At 67.4% G+C, this 16,589-nt stretch carries 17 protein-coding genes and 1 pseudogene; 10 read left to right on the top strand and 8 right to left on the bottom strand.

The window, feature by feature from the left end; all coding sequences use genetic code 11:
- Nucleotides 1-44: 44 nt before the first annotated feature.
- The 3 genes from AC1HC7_RS17765 to fabI form a co-directional block, all read right to left on the bottom strand.
- Nucleotides 45-713, bottom strand: a complete 669-nt coding sequence (locus AC1HC7_RS17765) for a toxin-activating lysine-acyltransferase (RefSeq protein WP_479495474.1) — start codon at nucleotides 711-713, stop codon at nucleotides 45-47.
- A 234-nt stretch (nucleotides 714-947) separates the two neighbouring features.
- Nucleotides 948-1,454, bottom strand: a complete 507-nt coding sequence (gpt, locus tag AC1HC7_RS17760; RefSeq protein ID WP_479495475.1) for a xanthine phosphoribosyltransferase — start codon at nucleotides 1,452-1,454, stop codon at nucleotides 948-950.
- A gap of 40 nt (nucleotides 1,455-1,494) precedes the next feature.
- Nucleotides 1,495-2,298, bottom strand: a complete 804-nt coding sequence (fabI, locus tag AC1HC7_RS17755) for an enoyl-ACP reductase FabI (protein WP_479495476.1) — start codon at nucleotides 2,296-2,298, stop codon at nucleotides 1,495-1,497.
- Between the two features lie 187 nt (nucleotides 2,299-2,485).
- Here fabI and AC1HC7_RS17750 point away from each other — a divergent pair, with 187 nt between their 5' ends.
- The 3 genes from AC1HC7_RS17750 (at nucleotide 2,486) to AC1HC7_RS17740 (ending at nucleotide 5,006) form a co-directional block, all read left to right on the top strand.
- Nucleotides 2,486-3,457, top strand: a complete 972-nt coding sequence (locus tag AC1HC7_RS17750) for a threonine dehydratase (protein ID WP_479495477.1) — start codon at nucleotides 2,486-2,488, stop codon at nucleotides 3,455-3,457.
- Nucleotides 3,458-3,538: 81 nt separating this feature from the next.
- A complete protein-coding gene (gene pdxH / locus AC1HC7_RS17745; RefSeq protein ID WP_479495478.1) occupies nucleotides 3,539-4,189 on the top strand; it encodes a pyridoxamine 5'-phosphate oxidase in 651 nt (216 codons plus the stop codon).
- An 82-nt stretch (nucleotides 4,190-4,271) separates the two neighbouring features.
- On the top strand, nucleotides 4,272-5,006 hold the full coding sequence (locus AC1HC7_RS17740) for an SDR family NAD(P)-dependent oxidoreductase (RefSeq protein WP_479495479.1): 735 nt from the start codon (nucleotides 4,272-4,274) through the stop codon (nucleotides 5,004-5,006).
- A gap of 50 nt (nucleotides 5,007-5,056) precedes the next feature.
- Here the strand turns inward: AC1HC7_RS17740 and AC1HC7_RS17735 are convergent, their stop codons facing one another.
- Nucleotides 5,057-5,962: a LysR family transcriptional regulator gene (locus tag AC1HC7_RS17735; RefSeq protein WP_479495480.1), complete on the bottom strand. Its 906-nt coding sequence runs from the start codon at nucleotides 5,960-5,962 to the stop codon at nucleotides 5,057-5,059.
- Between the two features lie 272 nt (nucleotides 5,963-6,234).
- On the opposite strand from AC1HC7_RS17735, the gene AC1HC7_RS17730 reads away from it, so the two are divergent.
- From AC1HC7_RS17730 to AC1HC7_RS17705, 6 genes and pseudogenes are all read left to right on the top strand, one after another.
- Nucleotides 6,235-7,323: an ABC transporter ATP-binding protein gene (locus tag AC1HC7_RS17730; protein WP_479495481.1), complete on the top strand. Its 1,089-nt coding sequence runs from the start codon at nucleotides 6,235-6,237 to the stop codon at nucleotides 7,321-7,323.
- Between the two features lie 83 nt (nucleotides 7,324-7,406).
- A complete protein-coding gene (locus tag AC1HC7_RS17725; protein ID WP_479495482.1) occupies nucleotides 7,407-8,498 on the top strand; it encodes an extracellular solute-binding protein in 1,092 nt (363 codons plus the stop codon).
- Nucleotides 8,499-8,714: 216 nt separating this feature from the next.
- Nucleotides 8,715-9,005 carry a DUF1330 domain-containing protein gene (locus AC1HC7_RS17720; protein ID WP_479495483.1) on the top strand — a complete coding sequence of 97 codons (291 nt, stop codon included), beginning with the start codon at nucleotides 8,715-8,717 and terminating at the stop codon, nucleotides 9,003-9,005.
- Nucleotides 9,002-10,270, top strand: a complete 1,269-nt coding sequence (locus AC1HC7_RS17715) for an ABC transporter permease (RefSeq protein ID WP_479495484.1) — start codon at nucleotides 9,002-9,004, stop codon at nucleotides 10,268-10,270. The genes AC1HC7_RS17720 and AC1HC7_RS17715 overlap by 4 nt, the downstream gene beginning before the upstream one ends.
- A gap of 13 nt (nucleotides 10,271-10,283) precedes the next feature.
- A pseudogene (locus tag AC1HC7_RS17710) lies at nucleotides 10,284-11,129 on the top strand (ABC transporter permease); the annotation flags it as partial.
- Complete coding sequence (locus AC1HC7_RS17705) at nucleotides 11,126-11,926, top strand: hypothetical protein (RefSeq protein ID WP_479495485.1); 801 nt, start codon at nucleotides 11,126-11,128, stop codon at nucleotides 11,924-11,926. The pseudogene AC1HC7_RS17710 and the gene AC1HC7_RS17705, both read left to right, overlap by 4 nt.
- A 121-nt stretch (nucleotides 11,927-12,047) precedes the next feature.
- Here AC1HC7_RS17705 and AC1HC7_RS17700 read toward each other — a convergent pair whose 3' ends face one another.
- Nucleotides 12,048-12,722, bottom strand: a complete 675-nt coding sequence (locus tag AC1HC7_RS17700; RefSeq protein ID WP_479495486.1) for a potassium channel family protein — start codon at nucleotides 12,720-12,722, stop codon at nucleotides 12,048-12,050.
- 305 nt (nucleotides 12,723-13,027) lie between these two features.
- On the opposite strand from AC1HC7_RS17700, the gene AC1HC7_RS17695 reads away from it, so the two are divergent.
- Nucleotides 13,028-14,332 (top strand): NAD(P)/FAD-dependent oxidoreductase, encoded by a 1,305-nt coding sequence (locus tag AC1HC7_RS17695; RefSeq protein ID WP_479495487.1) that lies wholly within the window; start codon nucleotides 13,028-13,030, stop codon nucleotides 14,330-14,332.
- 9 nt (nucleotides 14,333-14,341) lie between these two features.
- Here AC1HC7_RS17695 and AC1HC7_RS17690 read toward each other — a convergent pair whose 3' ends face one another.
- From AC1HC7_RS17690 to AC1HC7_RS17680, 3 genes are all read right to left on the bottom strand, one after another.
- Nucleotides 14,342-15,223, bottom strand: coding sequence for an SdiA-regulated domain-containing protein (locus AC1HC7_RS17690; RefSeq protein WP_479499277.1), 882 nt, complete (start codon nucleotides 15,221-15,223; stop codon nucleotides 14,342-14,344).
- Between the two features lie 98 nt (nucleotides 15,224-15,321).
- Nucleotides 15,322-15,870 carry a DUF4276 family protein gene (locus tag AC1HC7_RS17685; protein ID WP_479495489.1) on the bottom strand — a complete coding sequence of 183 codons (549 nt, stop codon included), beginning with the start codon at nucleotides 15,868-15,870 and terminating at the stop codon, nucleotides 15,322-15,324.
- Nucleotides 15,867-16,589: AAA family ATPase (locus tag AC1HC7_RS17680; protein WP_479495490.1), on the bottom strand; the 723-nt coding region annotated here is incomplete at its 5' end. The genes AC1HC7_RS17685 and AC1HC7_RS17680, both read right to left, overlap by 4 nt.

The raw sequence follows: 16,589 nt of genomic DNA, 5'->3' as shown, positions 1-16,589 counted from the left end.
GCGGTCAGCGAATCGCCGCGCGGCGACTGAGGCCCCGCGGCGGTTCAATTGATGGTCCGGTCCGGCGCCGCATGGGCGCCGGCCGCGGTTTTCGGCGCCGCATCCTGCTTCGCGCCGGTCATCTGGGCCAGGGTCTCCGGCTCCACCAGCTTGGCGACGATGGGATGCACCTTGACCTTGCCCGAATCCGCGATCTGACGGAAATTGCGCACCACCGCGGTGGCCAGCGCCCGGTTGGGCGCGACGATGTCCAGCAGCCAGGTGATCTTGCCGCTGTTCCAGTCCGTGGGCCTGAGCCGCACCGGGAACACCTGCGCCTTCACCTGTTCGCGGATCTTGCGGTCGACCTCCTCGGACACGGTCGCCCAGATGGCGATGCCGGTCATCGGGGCCAGCGGCTCGCCGCCCTCGGCGGCGGTCTGGGCGCGGGCCACGGCGATGCGGTCGCGCATCAGGGGCTCCAGCACCAGCGTGCGCAGATCGGCGAGGGTCTGGTCGCGGTAGCGCGGCGATCCGGACATGGCCAGCGCCGCCTCGCCGATGGCCGCGACGCTGCGTTCGCGCAGCTCGGCGTATTTGGCCAGCCGCGCGGCGGCGTCCAGCGGCGCCTCCGCGGCCTTGTCGGCGCCCGGTTTCGCCGCATTTCGTTCATCTGTTTCCGGCGGTTTCGCCGCATTGTCGAGCGGCGTCGCGCCGGTGTCGTCCTTGTTCACGCTGTTCTCCCGCGACCGGAGGCGTCGGCCCAATAACACGTTAAGCGCGCAAGGTGGCGAAAAATCGCGACCGTCAACGCAGGCGTTTGATTTTTGTTAAGGAATTTGGGTGAAAATAAGGCATGAACGGCTTTGGTGGTTCTCGCCGTTCATGCTCCTCCCTGTCGGACTGGCCGCGCCTCGGCGCGGTCATTTTTTTTGTTTTACGCAGCGTCCGAAACGCTTTTGCGCCGGTCAGGCGCCGCGATAGGGCTCGACATATTGCAACGCCATGTCCCAGGGAAAAAATATCCAGGTGTCCTGGCTGACCTCGGTGATGAAGCTGTCGACCATGCCGCGCCCCTTGGGCTTGGCGTAGACGGTGGCGTAATGGGCCTTGGGATAGAGGTTGCGCACCACCTCCAGCGTGTTGCCGCTGTCCACCAGATCGTCGACCACCAGCACCCCGGCGCCGTCGGCGCCCATCAGTTCGGCCTTCGGCGATTTCAGCACCACCGCCGCCGCCTGGGTCTGGTTGTCGTAGGATTTGACGCTGATCGTGTCCACCACGCGGATGTCGAGTTCGCGCGCGACGATGCAGGCCGGCACCATGCCGCCTCGGGTGATCGCCACCACGGCGGACCACGCCCCGCCGGCGCCCGGGCCCTGACCGTCAAGCCGCCAGGCCAGCGCCCGGCTGTCGCGATGCATCTGGTCCCAGCTGATGTGAAAGCCTTTTTCGTGGGGCAGGCGGGTGGTCATCGCGATGGTCCTCCGGGTTGGATTGCGCGCCGGCGCGGGGTCACTTGCGCCCCTGCACAACGTCGATGTCGGGCGCGTCCTCGGCCTTCATGCCCACCACGTGATAGCCGGCGTCCACATGGTGGTTCTCGCCGGTCACGCCCGAGGACAGGTCCGACAGCAGATACATCCCCGCCTTGCCCACGTCGTCCGAGGTCACGTTGCGCCGCAGCGGCGAATTCAGCTCGTTCCATTTCAGGATGTAGCGGAAATCGCCGATCCCCGAGGCCGCCAGCGTCTTCATCGGCCCGGCGCTGAGCGCGTTCACCCGAATGCCCCGCGGCCCCAGATCCATGGCCAGGTAGCGCACCGAGCATTCCAGCGCCGCCTTGGCCACGCCCATGACGTTGTAATGGGGCATGACCCGCTCGGACCCGTAATAGGTGAGCGTCAGCGCCGCGCCGCCGTCCTGCATCATCTTTTCGGCGCGCTGCACCACCGCGGTGAAGGAAAACACCGACACGTTCATGGTCATCTGGAAATTGCCGGCGCTGGTGTCCACGTAGCGCCCGCGCAGTTCGGACTTGTCGGAAAACCCGATGGCGTGGAGCAGGAAATCCAGCTTGCCCCATTTCGCCTCCAGCGCCGCGAACACCGCGTCGATCGAACCCGCATCGGTGACGTCGCATTCCAGCACCGCGTCGGCGCCGACGGATTCGGCCAGCGGGCGCACGCGCTTGCCCAGCGCCGCGCCCTGATAGGTGAAGGCAAGCTCGGCGCCCTCGGCGGCGCAGGCTCTCGCGATGCCCCAGGCGATCGAGCGTTCATTGGCGACGCCCATGATGAGCCCGCGTTTGCCTGCCATCAATCCAGCCATGACCCTGCCCCTGCTTATGCGTTATGAAAGGTCCGGTGCAATTAGGCCATCTGGGGGCGTGCATCAACCCCGCGAGGGGCGCGCGGGATTTCGGATTGCCCGCGGTCCCCGCCCGCCATAGGCTCGCGCGCAAGATCGGCTCCGGCGGCGGAGCGCATGTCCAAAAGGAGCGATCATGGCTCTGTTCACCCTTGCCCAGCTCGAGGACGCGGCGGCGCTGGTTCACGCCCGCATGCCGGCGACGCCGCAATACGCCTGGCCGCTGCTGGCGGCGCGCGCCGGCTGCGAGGTCTGGGTCAAGCACGAGAACCACACCCCCATCGGGGCCTTCAAGGTTCGCGGCGGCATCGTCTATCTCGACGATCTGGCGCGGGCCGGCGGGACCCGCGGCATCGCCACCGCCACGCGCGGCAATCACGGCCAGTCGATCCCCTTCGCCGCCGCGCCCCACGGCATCGCGGCGAAGGTCTGGGCGCCGCGGGGCAATTCGGTGGAAAAGAACGCCGCCATGCGCGCCTGGGGCGCCGAACTGATCCTCGAGGGCGAGGATTTCGAGGCCGCCCGCGCCGCCTGCCTGCGCGCCGCCGCGGCCGAGAACCTGCATGTCATCCCGCCCTTCCACCCGCTTCTGGCGCGCGGCGTCGCCACCTACGCGCTGGAATTCTTTCGCAGCGCGCCGCCGCTCGACGTGGTCTATGCGCCCATCGGCATGGGGTCGGGCCTGTGCGGGCTGATCGAGGCGCGCGACCTGCTGGGGCTGAAGACCGAGATCGTCGGCGTGGTCGCCGCCGCCGCCGACTGCTACGCGCAATCCTTCGCGGCGGGGCGGGTGGTCGAAACCGCCGCGGCCCCGACCTTCGCCGACGGCATGGCCTGCCGCAGCCCCTCGCCCGAGGCGCTGGAGATCATCCTGCGCGGCGCCGCGCGGGTGGCGCGGGTGTCCGAGGACGCGATCGCCGAGGCCATGCGCATCTGTTTCAGCGACACCCACAACGTCGCCGAGGGCGCCGGCGCTGCGCCGCTGGCCGCATTGCTGGCGGAAAGGGACGGGCTTGCCGGCAAGCGCGCCGGGGTGATCCTGAGCGGCGGCAATCTCGACGCGGCGGCGTTTCGCGAGGTGCTGGCGGGCGGCACGCCGACCGCCTGACCGCGCCGCGACGCCGCGAAAGGGGTTGGGCAGGGGATCGGGCAAGACCCCGCGAACGGGCAAACCGGAAGGAGGCCGGGAATGAACATCGTCAAGCCGATCATCACCGAGACCGAAAAACGCAGCGGCAAGTTCGCCGGCGACGATCCTTTCGCGCTGGCGCAGGCCTGGCTGGCGGAGGCCGGCGCGCGCGAACCCAACGACCCGGACGCCATGGCGCTCGCCACCGCCGACGCGCGCGGCATGCCCGATGTGCGCATGGTGCTGCTCAAGGAGATCGAGCCCTTTGAATCCGGCGGCGCCTTCGTGTTCTACACCAATTACGCCAGCGCCAAGGGCGAGGAGCTGGCCGCCAACCCCAAGGCGGCGCTGGTGCTGCACTGGAAAAGCCTGCGCCGGCAGGTGCGCGCGCGCGGCGTGGTCGAAAAGGTCGGCGGCGCGCAGGCGGATGAATACTACGCCTCGCGTTCGCTGCCGAGCCGGCTCGGGGCCTGGGCCTCGGCGCAGTCGCGGCCGCTGGCCTCGCGCGGGCATCTGATGGCCGAGGTGGCCAGGGTCAGCGCCCGGCATCTGCTGAACCCGCCGCGTCCGCCGCACTGGGGGGGCTACCGCATCCGGCCGCTGGAGATCGAATTCTGGGCCGATGGCGACCACCGCCTGCATGACCGGTTCCGCTGGACGCGCCCGGACCCGCAGGGGCGGGACTGGACGGTGACGCGGCTCAACCCCTGACGGCGCGGGCGCCCTTGCGCCGCGGGGGCGATGCTGCGCCAAATGCCGCGCGACGCGATTCGCCCGATGGAGAGAAAAAAAGATGCCTGACCGCAGAACCCTGCTGATGACCGGCGCCAGCCGGGGCATCGGACACGCCACCGCCAAGCGGTTCTCGGCGGCGGGGTGGCGGGTCATCACCTGCTCGCGTCAGCCCTTCCCCGAGGATTGCCCGTGGATGGAGGGCGAGGAGGACCACATCCAGGTCGATCTTTCCGATCCCAATTCGACCATGGCGGCGGTGGAGCGGGTGCGCAGGCGCCTGAAGAACGGCAAGCTGGAGGCGCTGGTGAACAATGCCGGCATCTCGCCCAAGGGCGAGGAGGGCGCGCGGCTCAACACGCTCGACACCGACCTGCGCACCTGGGGGCAGGTGTTCCATGTCAATTTCTTCGCCCCCGTGGTGCTGGCGCGCGGGCTGAAGGACGAACTGACCGCGGCGCAGGGGGCGGTGGTCAACGTCACCTCGATCGCCGGCGGCCGGGTGCATCCCTTCGCGGGCGCGGCCTATGCGACCTCGAAAGCGGCGCTGGCGGCGCTGACCCGGGAAATGGCCCATGATTTCGGCCCGCTCGGGGTGCGGGTCAACGCCATCGCGCCGGGCGAGATCGAGACCGCGATCCTGTCGCCGGGCACCGAGGAGCTGGTGCGCGAAATCCCCCTGCGCCGCCTCGGCCAGCCCGAGGAAGTGGCGCGCACCATCTATTTTCTCTGCACATCGGAAAGCTCCTACGTGTCGGGGGTGGAGATCGAGATCAACGGCGGCCAGCACGTCTGACTCGCCCCCGCGGGTCGTTCGTGGTTCGTGGTTCGTGGTTCGCCGGGCGTTCAGCTGTCGCCGGGCGGGGTTTCCTTCAGCCAATCGACCACGAAATCGATGAACACCCGGAGCTTGGGCTGCGGGAAGCGGCCTTCGGGATAGACCGCGTAGGCGGCGAAGGGCGGGCGGCGCGACTGGGGCAGGACCTCCACCAGCCGCCCGGCGGCCAGCGCCTCGCCGAGGATGAAATCCGGCCCGGCGGCGATCCCCAGCCCGGCCTCGGCGGCCAGGCGCAGCGCGTCGCCGTTGTTCACGGTGAGCCGGCCGACGGCGCGAATCTGGCGTTCCTCGCCGCCCGCGCCGGTCAGGCGCCAGAAATTCCCGGAGCTGAGATTGGAATAATGCAGCAGGTTGTGATCGGCCAGATCCTGCCATTTCGCCGGCGCCCCGTGGCGCGCCACATAGGCGGGCGAGGCCACCATCATCCCCTGCACATCCGCCAGCTTGCGCGCGCGCAGGCTGGAATCCGGCAGCTGCCCGATGCGGATCGCCAGGTCGAAGCCCTCGGCCACCAATTCCACAAACCGGTCGTCCAGCACCATGTGCACCGAGATGTCGGGGTATTTTTCCAGAAACGCCGCCACCGCCGGGGACAGCGCGCGCACCCCGAAGCTGACCGGGGCGGATATGCGCAATTCGCCGCGCGGCGCGTCCTGCATGGCCGACACCATGGCGTCGGCCTCGCGGGCCTCGCGCAGCACGCGGATGGCGCGGTCGTAGAAGGCGAGCCCGATTTCGGTGGGGCTGACGCGGCGCGTGGTGCGGTTCAGCAGCCGCGCGCCCAGCCGGTCCTCCAGCGCCGCGACATTCTTGGACACCGCCGATTTGGACACGCTCATTTTGCGCGCCGCGTCGGTGAAGCCGCCCTGATCCACGACGCGCACGAAGGCCTCAAGCTCGCTCAGTCGATCCATGGATCCCTCCGGGTTGCGGAAGTCGAATAACCGCACGGGCGGAATCAGCCGTCAACCGCCGCCATCGCCCGGCGCGACCACAGAACCGTGAACGGCGCGCCGGCGCGGTCATGTCGGTTTCGCCTTGTCCGCCGTCGTTTTCAGATTGCGAATATCGCGCGAAGGGCTTGTGCGCCGCTTCCCGCCTGTGGTTATCTTGCAGCAACGAACGACGCTGGAGGCCTGGGCGATCAAGGGCGATCCAAAGCGCGCAACGCTGACAGGGAAACTCCATGACCGCAGACAACGACGCTTTCGTCGAATTCGAGCATGTTCAGAAAAGCTATGACGGCGAGATTCTCGTAGTCAAGGATCTGAATCTCAGGATCGGCAAGGGCGAATTCGTGACCATGCTCGGCCCGTCGGGGTCGGGCAAGACCACGTGCCTGATGATGCTGGCCGGGTTCGAGACCGCCACCCATGGCGAGATCAAGCTGGACGGCAAGCCCATCAACAGCGTGCCGCCCCACAAGCGCGGCATCGGCATGGTGTTCCAGAACTACGCGTTGTTTCCGCACATGACCATCGCCGAGAACCTCGCCTTTCCGCTGCAGGTGCGCAAGATGGGCAAGGCGGAGATCGAGGCCAAGGTCAAGCGGGCGCTCGACATGGTGCAGATGGGCGCCTTCGGCGGCCGGCGCCCGGCGCAGCTTTCGGGCGGGCAGCAGCAGCGCATCGCGGTGGCGCGCGCGTTGGTCTTCGACCCCGAGCTGGTGCTGATGGACGAACCGCTGGGCGCGCTCGACAAGCAGCTGCGCGAACAGATGCAGTATGAGATCAAGCATATCCACGACAGTCTCGGGGTCACGGTGGTCTACGTCACCCATGACCAGTCCGAGGCGCTGACCATGTCCGACCGCATCGCGGTGTTCGACGATGGGCGCATCCAGCAGCTCGCCGGGCCGGCGGATCTGTATGAACGCCCGGAAAACGCCTTCGTCGCCCAGTTCATCGGCGAGAACAACCGCCTGGTGGCCAAGGTGAAGGAGGTCAACGGCGACATCGCCACGGTCGAATTCGACAATGGCGAGACCGCCCGCGCGCTGGCGGTGAACATCGAGGGCGTCGGCGCGCGCACCCAGCTGTCGCTGCGCCCGGAACGGGTGGAGATCGGCGCCAAGGCCGATTTCAACTCGGTGAGCGGCAAGGTGCTGGAGCTGATCTATCTCGGCGATCACATCCGCTGCCGGATGATGGTGCACGGCAATGACGAATTCATCGTCAAGATGCCCAATTCATCAGACCACGCGGCGCTGAACGTGGGCGAGACCACAACGCTTTCCTGGCGGGCCGAAGACTGTCGCGCGCTCGACGCGGGCTGACGGCCTGACGGACACGCGCCGCCCCCAACCCGAGGGCGGACGCGACGCATACGCCTTTCGGGTCCAACAACGGGAGTATCCTGATGAAACTTAACCTGCTTGTTGCAAGCGCCGCCGTTCTAGGCGTTGCTGCATCGACCGCGAGCGCCGCGGAGATGACCATCGTGTCATGGGGCGGCGCCTATTCCGCGTCGCAGAAGGCCGCCTATCACGACCCCTACATGGCGGCGCATCCGGACGTGACCATCATCAACGACGAAAGCTCCGCCGAGGCGGTGGCCAAGCTGCGCGCCATGAACGAGGCGGGCAACGTCACCTGGGACGTGGTGGACGTGGTCGCCGCCGACGCCATGCGGCTGTGCGACGAAGGCCTGGCCATCGAGATCGACCCCGACACCCAGCTCGCCCCGGCGCCCGACGGCACCTCGGCGCGCGAGGATTTCGGCGAATTGCTGGTCTCGGAATGCTTCATCCCGCAGATCGTCTATTCGACCACCTTCGGCTATCGCACCGACAAGGTGTCCGAGGCCCCGACCTCGGTCTGCGCGGTCTTCGATCTGGAAAAATTCCCCGGCAAGCGCGCGCTGGAAAAACGCCCGATCAACAACATGGAGTGGGCGCTGCTCTGCGACGGCGTGCCCAAGGACAAGGTCTATGACGTGCTCGAGACCGAAGCCGGTCAGAAGCAGGCCTTCGCCAAGCTCGACACCATCAAGGACGCGGTGGTGTGGTGGTCCTCGGGCTCCGAGACCCCGCAGCTGCTGGCCGACGGCGAAGTCGTGATGGGCTCCACCTACAACGGTCGCCTGTTCGCGCTGATCGAGGAGCAGAAGCAGCCCGTCGCCATGCTCTGGGACGCGCAGGTGTTCGACCTCGACGGCTGGATCATTCCCGCCGGCCTGAGCCCGGAGCGCCAGAAGGCGGCGCTCGACTACGTCTATTTCGCCACCGACACGCAGCGGCTGGCGGATCAGGCGAAATACATCTCCTACGGCCCGGCGCGCAAATCGTCGGCGCCGCTGGTCGGCAAGCACGCCACGCTCGGCATCGACATGGCGCCGCACATGCCGACCGATCCGGAAAACGCCAAGAACACCTTCCTCTACAACTACGAATGGTGGGCCGATTACCGCGACGACCTGGACGCCAAGTTCCAGGCCTGGCTGGCCAAGTAAGCGCCTGACGGCGCAACGCGACGGGGCCGGGCGGCGACGCCCGGCCCGCACAAGGCGACAGCGACCCGGGCGACAGCGACACCGCGCAGAAACGCCGGGCGGCGAAAAAAACCGGGCGGCGAAAAAAAACCGGGCGACGAAAAACCGGGCGACGAAAAAAACCGGGCGACGAAAAACCGGACGGCAGAAACGCCGGGCATCAGGGACGCGGGACGCATGGCAAAGGGCTACATCGTCGGACATGTCACGGTGACGGCGCCGGAGGCCTATGCGGGCTACGTCGCCCGAAACGCGGAGATCTTCGCCAGATACGGCGGCAGATTCCTGGTGCGCGGCGGCGCCGCCCATGCCCCCGAGGGACCGATGAAGGAACGCCACGTGATCATCGAATTCCCCGACTACGCCACGGCGCGCGCAGCCTATGACTGCGACGAATATCAGAAAAATCTGCAAATACGGCTGGGCGCCAGCGAAAGCGACATCGTGCTGGTCGAGGGGGTGGAATGACCGATTCAAGCGTCAATGACGGGCCGATGCTGGCGGCGGACGGCACGCCGCTCAAGCTGTCGCTGAAACGCGCCGAGCGGCGCCAGAAAATCCGCGCCTTCCTGCTGGTGGCGCCGCTGCTGGCGTTCATCCTGCTGGCCTTCATCGCGCCGATCGCGGACATGCTGTTCCGATCGGTCGAAAACGACATCGTCGAGAAAACGCTGCCCGAAACCGTGCAGGCGCTGGCCGGCTGGGATTCGCTGGGCGACGAGATCCCGGGCGAACCGGTCTTCGCGGCGCTCTATGACGACCTCAAGGTCGCGGTGAAGGAAAAAACCCACACCCGGCTCGGGTCGCGGCTGAACTACGAATCCACCGGCATCTCGTCGCTGTTTCGCAAGACCGGGCGCAAGGTGAAGCGCATGGATCCCGAGCAGCCCCTGAAGGAGCAGTTTCTCAAGGTCGACAAGAAATGGGGCGCGCCGCAGACCTGGCGCGTGCTGAAACGGTTCTCGCCGCGCTACACCGACGGGTATTTCCTGTCGGCGCTGGACATGCAGCGCGACGCCGACGGGGTGCGCATGAAGGATGAGTCCGATCGGATCTACCTGCTGCTGTTCGGGCGCACCATGTTCCTGTCGATCGCCATCACCCTGTCCTGCCTGCTGCTGGGCTACCCGATCGCCTGGCTGCTGGCCAACCTGCCCATGCGTTCGGCCAACATGCTGATGATCCTGGTGCTGCTGCCGTTCTGGACATCGCTGCTGGTGCGAACATCGGCCTGGAAGGTGCTGTTGCAGCAACAGGGGGTGATCAACGACCTGCTGGTCTGGGTCGGGATCGTGGACGACGCCAACCGGCTGGTGCTGATCAACAACCAGACCGGCACCATCATCGCCATGACCCATATTCTGCTGCCCTTCATGATCCTGCCGCTGTATTCGGTGATGAAGACCATCCCGCCCACCTATCTGCGGGCGGCGAAATCCATGGGCGCCAATGACTGGACGGCGTTCTGGCGGGTGTATTTCCCGCAAAGCGTGCCGGGGATCGGCGCCGGGTCGATCCTCGTGTTCATCCTGGCCATCGGCTACTACATCACGCCGGCGCTGGTCGGGGGCACCTCGGGCACCTTCATTTCCAACCGCATCGCCTATCACATCTCGTCAAGCCTGAACTGGGGCCTCGCCTCGGCGCTGGGGGTGATCCTGCTGGCGGTGGTGATGCTGCTCTACTGGGTCTACGACCGCATGGTCGGCATCGACAACGTGAAACTGGGGTGATCTCATGAGCCAGCTTCCTCCCTATGCCAGCCCCGCGCAGCGCACCTGGTACTATTCGTTCCGGGTGATCTGCGGGCTGATCTTCTTCTTCCTGATCTTCCCGATCATCGTCATCATCCCGCTCAGCTTCAACGCGCTGCCCTATTTCACCTTCACGCCGGAAATGCTGCGCCTCGACCCGGCGGGCTACAGCCTGGAACACTACATCGATTTCTTCGAAAGCTCGGACTGGCAGTCCTCGCTGCGCAATTCGCTGTGGATCGCGCCCTGGGCGACGCTGCTGTCGGTGTCCTTCGGCACGCTGGCGGCCATCGGGCTCAGTTCCGGCAAGATGCCGTTCAAGGGCGCGATCATGGCGATCCTGATCTCGCCGATGATCGTGCCGCTGATCATCTCGGCCGCGGGGATGTATTTCTTCTATTCGCGCATCGGCCTGCAGGGCACCGATCTGGGGGTGATCCTCGCCCATGCGGCGCTGGGCACGCCTTTCGTCATCATCACCGTCACCGCCACGCTGGTGAGCTTCGATCGGAGCCTGGTGCGCGCCGCGGCCAACATGGGCGCGGGGCCGGTGCGCACCTTCTTCAAGATTCAGATGCCGCTGATCCTTCCCGGGGTGATCTCGGGCGCGCTGTTCGCCTTCATCACCTCGTTCGACGAGGTCGTCGTGGTGCTGTTCGTGGGATCCACGGGGCAGAAGACCTTGCCCTGGCAGATGTTCACCGGGTTGCGCGAGCAGATCTCGCCGACCATTCTCGCGGTGGCGACGATCCTGGTGACGCTGTCGGTGATCCTGCTCACGGTGCTGGAGCTGCTGCGCCGCCGGTCCGAGCGCCTGCGCGGCATGTCGCCGGGGTGACCCCGGGGCGGCGGCGCGCCGGCGGGGCGCTGCTGGCGCTGCTTGCGTTGACCCGGGCCGCCGCCGGCGGCCCGGAGGACGCCGCGCGGCCCGCCGCCGCCTGCATCGCCCCGGCGCCCGAGATCCTGTTCGCGGCCTGCGCGCCGCGCATCGAGATCCTGCTGCTGCCCGAGGATGCGGCCCGCGTCGGCGCACGCCTCGAAGCGGGCGCGCTGACCGTCACGGGGGCCTATACCGGCGCCGACACGCGCGGCGAGGCCCTGCCCAAGCCGGTGGGCGTGTTCATCCATCGCGGAACCCGCGTCAGTCTGGAATTGGCGCGCATGGACGGGCTGCTGATCGTCGATGCGCGCGGCGCCGCGACGATCGCCGCGGTGCGCGCCGCGCCGCTGGATGGCCTGCGCCACGATCTGCGATCGCTGAAGGGGCGGCTGGCCTTCGCGGCGCAGGCGCATCGGCTTGGCGTCTCGGCGCTGCAATCGCATCTGCTGATCAATGACGGCGCGCTTGATCTGCGCCCGGTGGCGGACGCGCCGCGCGCCCGCCGCCGGCTGCTTTTCCAGACCGCGGACGGCGCCATGGGGGTCTGGGACAGCGGCGCGCGCCTGCTGACGCTGCATGACGCCGCCGCCGCGCTGCTTGAAAGCCACGCGCCGCGCATGGCGCTCAACCTCGACATGGGTTCGTTTGATTTCTGCGAGGCGACCGGGGAGATGGGCCTGGTCGCCCGCTGCGGAACGCTGTCGCGCGCCGCCGTCGCGCGGCTGTCGAACCTGATCCGCCTGCGCCCGCAGTGATCGGCGCGGCCAATGGCGGATCGGGATCCGCCCTACGCAAAATGCGATGCCCTGGCATCATGCGCCGACGCCCGCGACCGGCCGACGTCGGGGTCCGGCCCGTCATCGGCGGCGCGCCGCGTCAGCGCTTGGGGAGCCGCAGCGCGCTCACCACCCGGCCGATCAGGATGGCGATGTAGAGCGTGCCCTGCGCCGCCTCCAGCCCGGCGCAGATCCGCGCCAGCGGGGCGGCGGGCGCGATGTCGCCATAGCCGAGCGTGGTGATGGTCACCAGGCTGAAATACACCATCAGCCCGCCCATGTCGTCCTCGCCGGCCGGCAGGCTGAAGGATCCGGGCTGCCAGATTTCCAGCTGGATGTAGAACAGCGCCCAGACCAGCGACAGCATGAGATAGCCGAAAACCGCGCCGGTCAGGTGCTCGGGATCATGGATTTCGGGGGCGAACAGTTCGCGGAACACCCGCACCAGCACCATCATCCCGAGGCCGCCGGTGATCGCCAGCATCGGCGTCGCCAGCCCGGCGCCGTGGCCCATGAACCGCAGCGCGATCATCGCCAGCAGGATCGCGGTCAGCAGCCAGCCTGCCGCAGCCATCAGCCGCGGCGGCCGCGCGGCATGGATGCCGCCCGCGACGATCAGCGCAAAGGCCGTGCTTTCGATCAGCTCCTTGTAGCGCCATGTCTCCAGAAACGGCGGCGCCAGCATCACGAACAGCGCCAGGCCGAGCATCAGGTTCCAGCGCCAGCGCGACGCCAGCCGCATGCAGCCGGCCAGCGGGGTTTCATCGCGGCTCATGGCCGGGCCGGGCCGGTCGGCGCGTTGGTCGCAATCGGCATTGGCGGGCTGGCTGTCATGGGCGCTCTCTGTGTTTGCCGACTGTCATCCGGTGCGCGCCGGGGGGACGCCGCAGGGTAGCGCGGGCGGCGGCGGGAGGAAAGCGATCCCCCGAGACGGGTGGCTGCGAAAGCATTGCGATTGGCGGCGCAGGCGGGGATCATTGACCGAATCGCGACACGCGCGGGATCGCATGGGGAGAGCGCCTTGAGCTTGAGATTGACCGCCGCATCCGGCATCGGGCCGCGATCGCCCCGGCGCGACCGGTGATCCGCGAGACGCCGTTCTGGTGGGAGGACGCAGGCGCCCCGGCCGCGCCCCCCGCCGCGGCGCCGCCCGCCTCGGTCGACGTGGCGGTGATCGGCGCCGGGCTCACCGGGTTGTCGGCGGCGCGCACGCTGGCGCGCCACGGGCGCGCGGTGCTGGCGCTCGACGCCGGGGCGCCGGGCGCCGGGGCCAGCGCGCGCAACGGCGGCATGCTGGGCGGCGGCCACCGCATGGGATTCGCGCAGATGCAGGCGCGTTTCGGGCGCGACGCCGCCATCGGCATGCTGCGCGAGGCGCATCTGGAGTCCACCGCCTTCGCCCGGACCCTGATCGCCGAGGAAGGCATCGCCTGCGACTATCGCGCCTGCGGCCGGTTTCGCGGGCTGTGGACGCGGCGCGCCTATGACGCCGCCGCATGGGAGCTGGACCAGCTGCAATCGCTGATCCCGCTGGAGGCCGAGATGATCCCCCGCGCCCGCCAGCGCGAACAGGTGGCCAGCGACCTTTACGCCGGCGGCGTGGTCTATCCCGGTCATGGCGCGCTGAACCCGGCGAAATACGTCGCCGGGCTGCTGCGCGCGGCGATTCGCGCCGGCGCGCAGGTGCATGGCGACCTGCCGGCGCTTGCCGTCAGCCGCGAGCGCGGCGGGCTGGCGGTCGAGACCCCGCGCGGGACGGTGCGCGCCGGCGCCGTGCTGATGGCCACCAACGGCTACACCGCGATGCCCGGCGTCTGCCCGGCGCCCATGCTGGCGCGCCGCATCGTGCCTGTGCCAAGCTTCATCGTGGCGACGGAACCGCTGGGCGCCGATCGCGTGCGCGCGCTGTTTCCCGCGGGCCGCATGGTGGTGGAATCACGCGACCGGCATTGCTACTACCGGCCCTCGCCGGACGGGACGCGCATCGTGTTCGGCGGGCGCGCGGCGCTGTGCGACGTGGCGGAATCCACGGCGCGCGCGCAGCTCGCCGCGCTGCTGGCGCAGATATTCCCGCAGCTCGGCGAAGTGGCGTTCAGCCACAGTTGGCGCGGGCTCACCGGTTTCACCTTCGATTTCCTGCCCAATGCCGGGCGCATCGGCGATCTGTGGCACGCCATGGGCTATTCGGGCAGCGGCAACGCCATGGCGCCGTATCTGGGCCACAAGGCGGCGCTGATGATCCTCGGCGATCCAGAGGGCGAGACCGCCTTCGCGCGCTCCGGCTTCCCCAGCCGCTGGTGGCATCGCGGCGACCCGTGGTTCCTGCCTTTCGCCGACCGGCTGTGGCGCCTGCGCGACCTGCGCGACGCGCTGATGCGGCGCTGACGCCGGCGTCTAGCGGATCGCGTAGACGTGGAGGCGGGATTTCCTCTTGTCGTCGGTGACCACGTAGAGCCGCCCCGCCTCCGGGTCGAACGCCACGCCCTCGGCGTTCTTCACCGGTTTCTCGCCCTTCTTGCCGGTCCAGACCAGCGGCGCGCTTTCGGCGCGATTCGCGGCCCAGTCGTAGACAAAAACCCGCGACCCCTCGTCGCTTACGATCCACAGTCGGTCGCGGGTCGGGTCATGGGCGACGCCCGACACGTCGAGCTTGCGATCGCTGATCCCGGGCGCCGCGAATCCGGCCGCCGCGGTCAGTTCGCGATGGTCCAGAATCGTCGTCAGATCCGCCGAGATCCGCAGCAGCAGGCGCGGCGCGGTCTCGTTCACCAGATAGATCTCGCCGCTGCGCCGGTCGACGGCGATGCCTTCGAGGCCCTTGTTCTCGCGCCGCCCGAGCTTGTCCGCGACCGCCGCGTAGCCCGCCATCAGCGCCAGCGGGTGCAGCGTCGGCTTGCGCCCCGGCCGCACGCCGATGGCGAGGATCGCCAGTTCGCTCTCCAGCGCCATCAGCAGGGTTTCGCCGGCGGCGTCGAGCGCAATGCCCTCGATATCGACGATGTCGAGCGGCGGCAGCCGGATCGAATCGCTGATTCGTCCGTCGGAATCGAGCCGAAACGCCGCCAGCGTCTCGTCGCTGATCGCCCACAGCCCCCCGCCTTTGGCGGCGAGCGTCAGCCCGGAGGGTTCCATGAACCCCTGAGCCTGATCGCTGATGCGCCGGCTGGAGAGATGATCGAGGCCAAAGCCGGCCTCCTGCGCCTGAAGCGTCGCGGCAAGGGGCGTGGCAAGGCCGGTCATGACGGCGAGCGGGCGGAAGATGGCGGCAAAGCGCATGTATGAACCTGTTCTCGAAACAGCCGATCCGTGGCCGGAAACTGCGCGGGCGCCAGAAGCTGTCCGATCCACGTGTCGCCAGCGCGCATGGGGAGACCTTACCGCGTAAGCCGCCAGATTGCGGTTATGGTTTGCTGAAAGCTCGTGGACCGGTTGTTTTTCGGGTCAAGATATGCCGAAATTTTTCGGGCGCCGGATACTTTTTGATAGGCGGCATCAAATGTCTTCAACACCCTCGCGGGGTATGGAACGGCATCCGGATCACCGCGAAGCACCGCTGGAACGCCCTTCGTCTTCAGGAGTCCTGCGCGCCGGAGCGCGGTGACATCGCCGAGAAACCAGGCTTCCAGTTCCTGGCAAACGATCCTCACCCGGCTGCGATCCCCCTTGCCCGTTCGTTCAATGATGTCGAGCAATTTGGCTTTTCGCTCTTTGCAGTCGCCCCGATCGTTGTCTCTCAGGACCAGAAACCGGGCGTTCGGATCGCCCCAGGCTCTGAGCTTGTTGCAGAGGCTTCCCTCCAGGTCGCTGACCCCTTGGTGGGGGATGATTCTCACATGATCCCTATCGACGCCGCAATTTGGCAGGATGTTTTCCAGCGCAGCCTTCATCGAGGGCTCTTCAGTGAAGATCGCCAGGTTGTTCAAGGATCAACGCCCTCGAACAAGCCCTGTCGCCACAGCCATCCGGGAAGATCGCCCTGATTGACGAAATCCTTTATCTGCTCGTTGTCAGCTGCGCGATGCAATGTGCTGAAACCGCCTGATTTTTCCAACCAGTAGATTGACTGCAATTCCACTGCATTCAGGAAATCCGGGGAATGGGTCGTGACGAAAACCTGACTTTGGCCCTTGCGTCGCTCCGCATAAGCGGCGAATTCTTCGGCCAGCACGTCAAGAAGCATGGGATACAGGTAGTTTTCCGGCTCTTCCACGCCAAGAAGCGGGTGCGGGTCCGGGTCATGCAGCAACGCGAGATAGGCGAATATCTTGATGGTGCCGTCTGAAACGGCGCGGGCGATGAAAGTTTTCTCGAACGCCTCGTCGCGGAAACGCAGAAACACCCGTCCGTCATCGGTGGATTCGGTTTCCACGCCGGCGATGCCGGGAACCCGGGTCGCCATTTTTTGCAGCACTTCCTTGTAGGCGTTCGGGTGTTCTTCCTGAAGGTATTGCGCATACAGCGCCAGGTTGTCTCCCGTCGCGCTGAGATGTTCTGCAAGTGCCGCATCCGGCTCTGCGCGGGCATCCTCGATGTGAAAGTCGCTGATGCTCCAGTTTTCGATCAGTTCGCGGAACTGGCTTGCGGCGTCAAACCGCTTGAACTGACCCAGCCCCTTGATCGCCAGAATGTCGGGACTGTCGAG

It is taken from the genome of Oceanicella sp., from assembly GCF_056449545.1.
Note: the sequence above shows the minus strand (reverse complement) of the source record. Positions and strands in the feature narration are given on the sequence as shown.

Excerpts from the sequence above, each read along its gene's own strand:
- gpt (WP_479495475.1), bottom strand. The coding sequence starts at position 1,454 with ATGACCACCCGCCTGCCCCACGAAAAAGGCTTTCACATCAGCTGGGAC.
- fabI (WP_479495476.1), bottom strand. The coding sequence starts at position 2,298 with ATGGCAGGCAAACGCGGGCTCATCATGGGCGTCGCCAATGAACGCTCG.
- AC1HC7_RS17750 (WP_479495477.1), top strand. The coding sequence starts at position 2,486 with ATGGCTCTGTTCACCCTTGCCCAGCTCGAGGACGCGGCGGCGCTGGTT.
- pdxH (WP_479495478.1), top strand. The coding sequence starts at position 3,539 with ATGAACATCGTCAAGCCGATCATCACCGAGACCGAAAAACGCAGCGGC.
- AC1HC7_RS17740 (WP_479495479.1), top strand. The coding sequence starts at position 4,272 with ATGCCTGACCGCAGAACCCTGCTGATGACCGGCGCCAGCCGGGGCATC.
- AC1HC7_RS17735 (WP_479495480.1), bottom strand. The coding sequence starts at position 5,962 with ATGGATCGACTGAGCGAGCTTGAGGCCTTCGTGCGCGTCGTGGATCAG.
- AC1HC7_RS17730 (WP_479495481.1), top strand. The coding sequence starts at position 6,235 with ATGACCGCAGACAACGACGCTTTCGTCGAATTCGAGCATGTTCAGAAA.
- AC1HC7_RS17725 (WP_479495482.1), top strand. The coding sequence starts at position 7,407 with ATGAAACTTAACCTGCTTGTTGCAAGCGCCGCCGTTCTAGGCGTTGCT.
- AC1HC7_RS17720 (WP_479495483.1), top strand. The coding sequence starts at position 8,715 with ATGGCAAAGGGCTACATCGTCGGACATGTCACGGTGACGGCGCCGGAG.
- AC1HC7_RS17715 (WP_479495484.1), top strand. The coding sequence starts at position 9,002 with ATGACCGATTCAAGCGTCAATGACGGGCCGATGCTGGCGGCGGACGGC.
- AC1HC7_RS17700 (WP_479495486.1), bottom strand. The coding sequence starts at position 12,722 with ATGAGCCGCGATGAAACCCCGCTGGCCGGCTGCATGCGGCTGGCGTCG.
- AC1HC7_RS17690 (WP_479499277.1), bottom strand. The coding sequence starts at position 15,223 with ATGCGCTTTGCCGCCATCTTCCGCCCGCTCGCCGTCATGACCGGCCTT.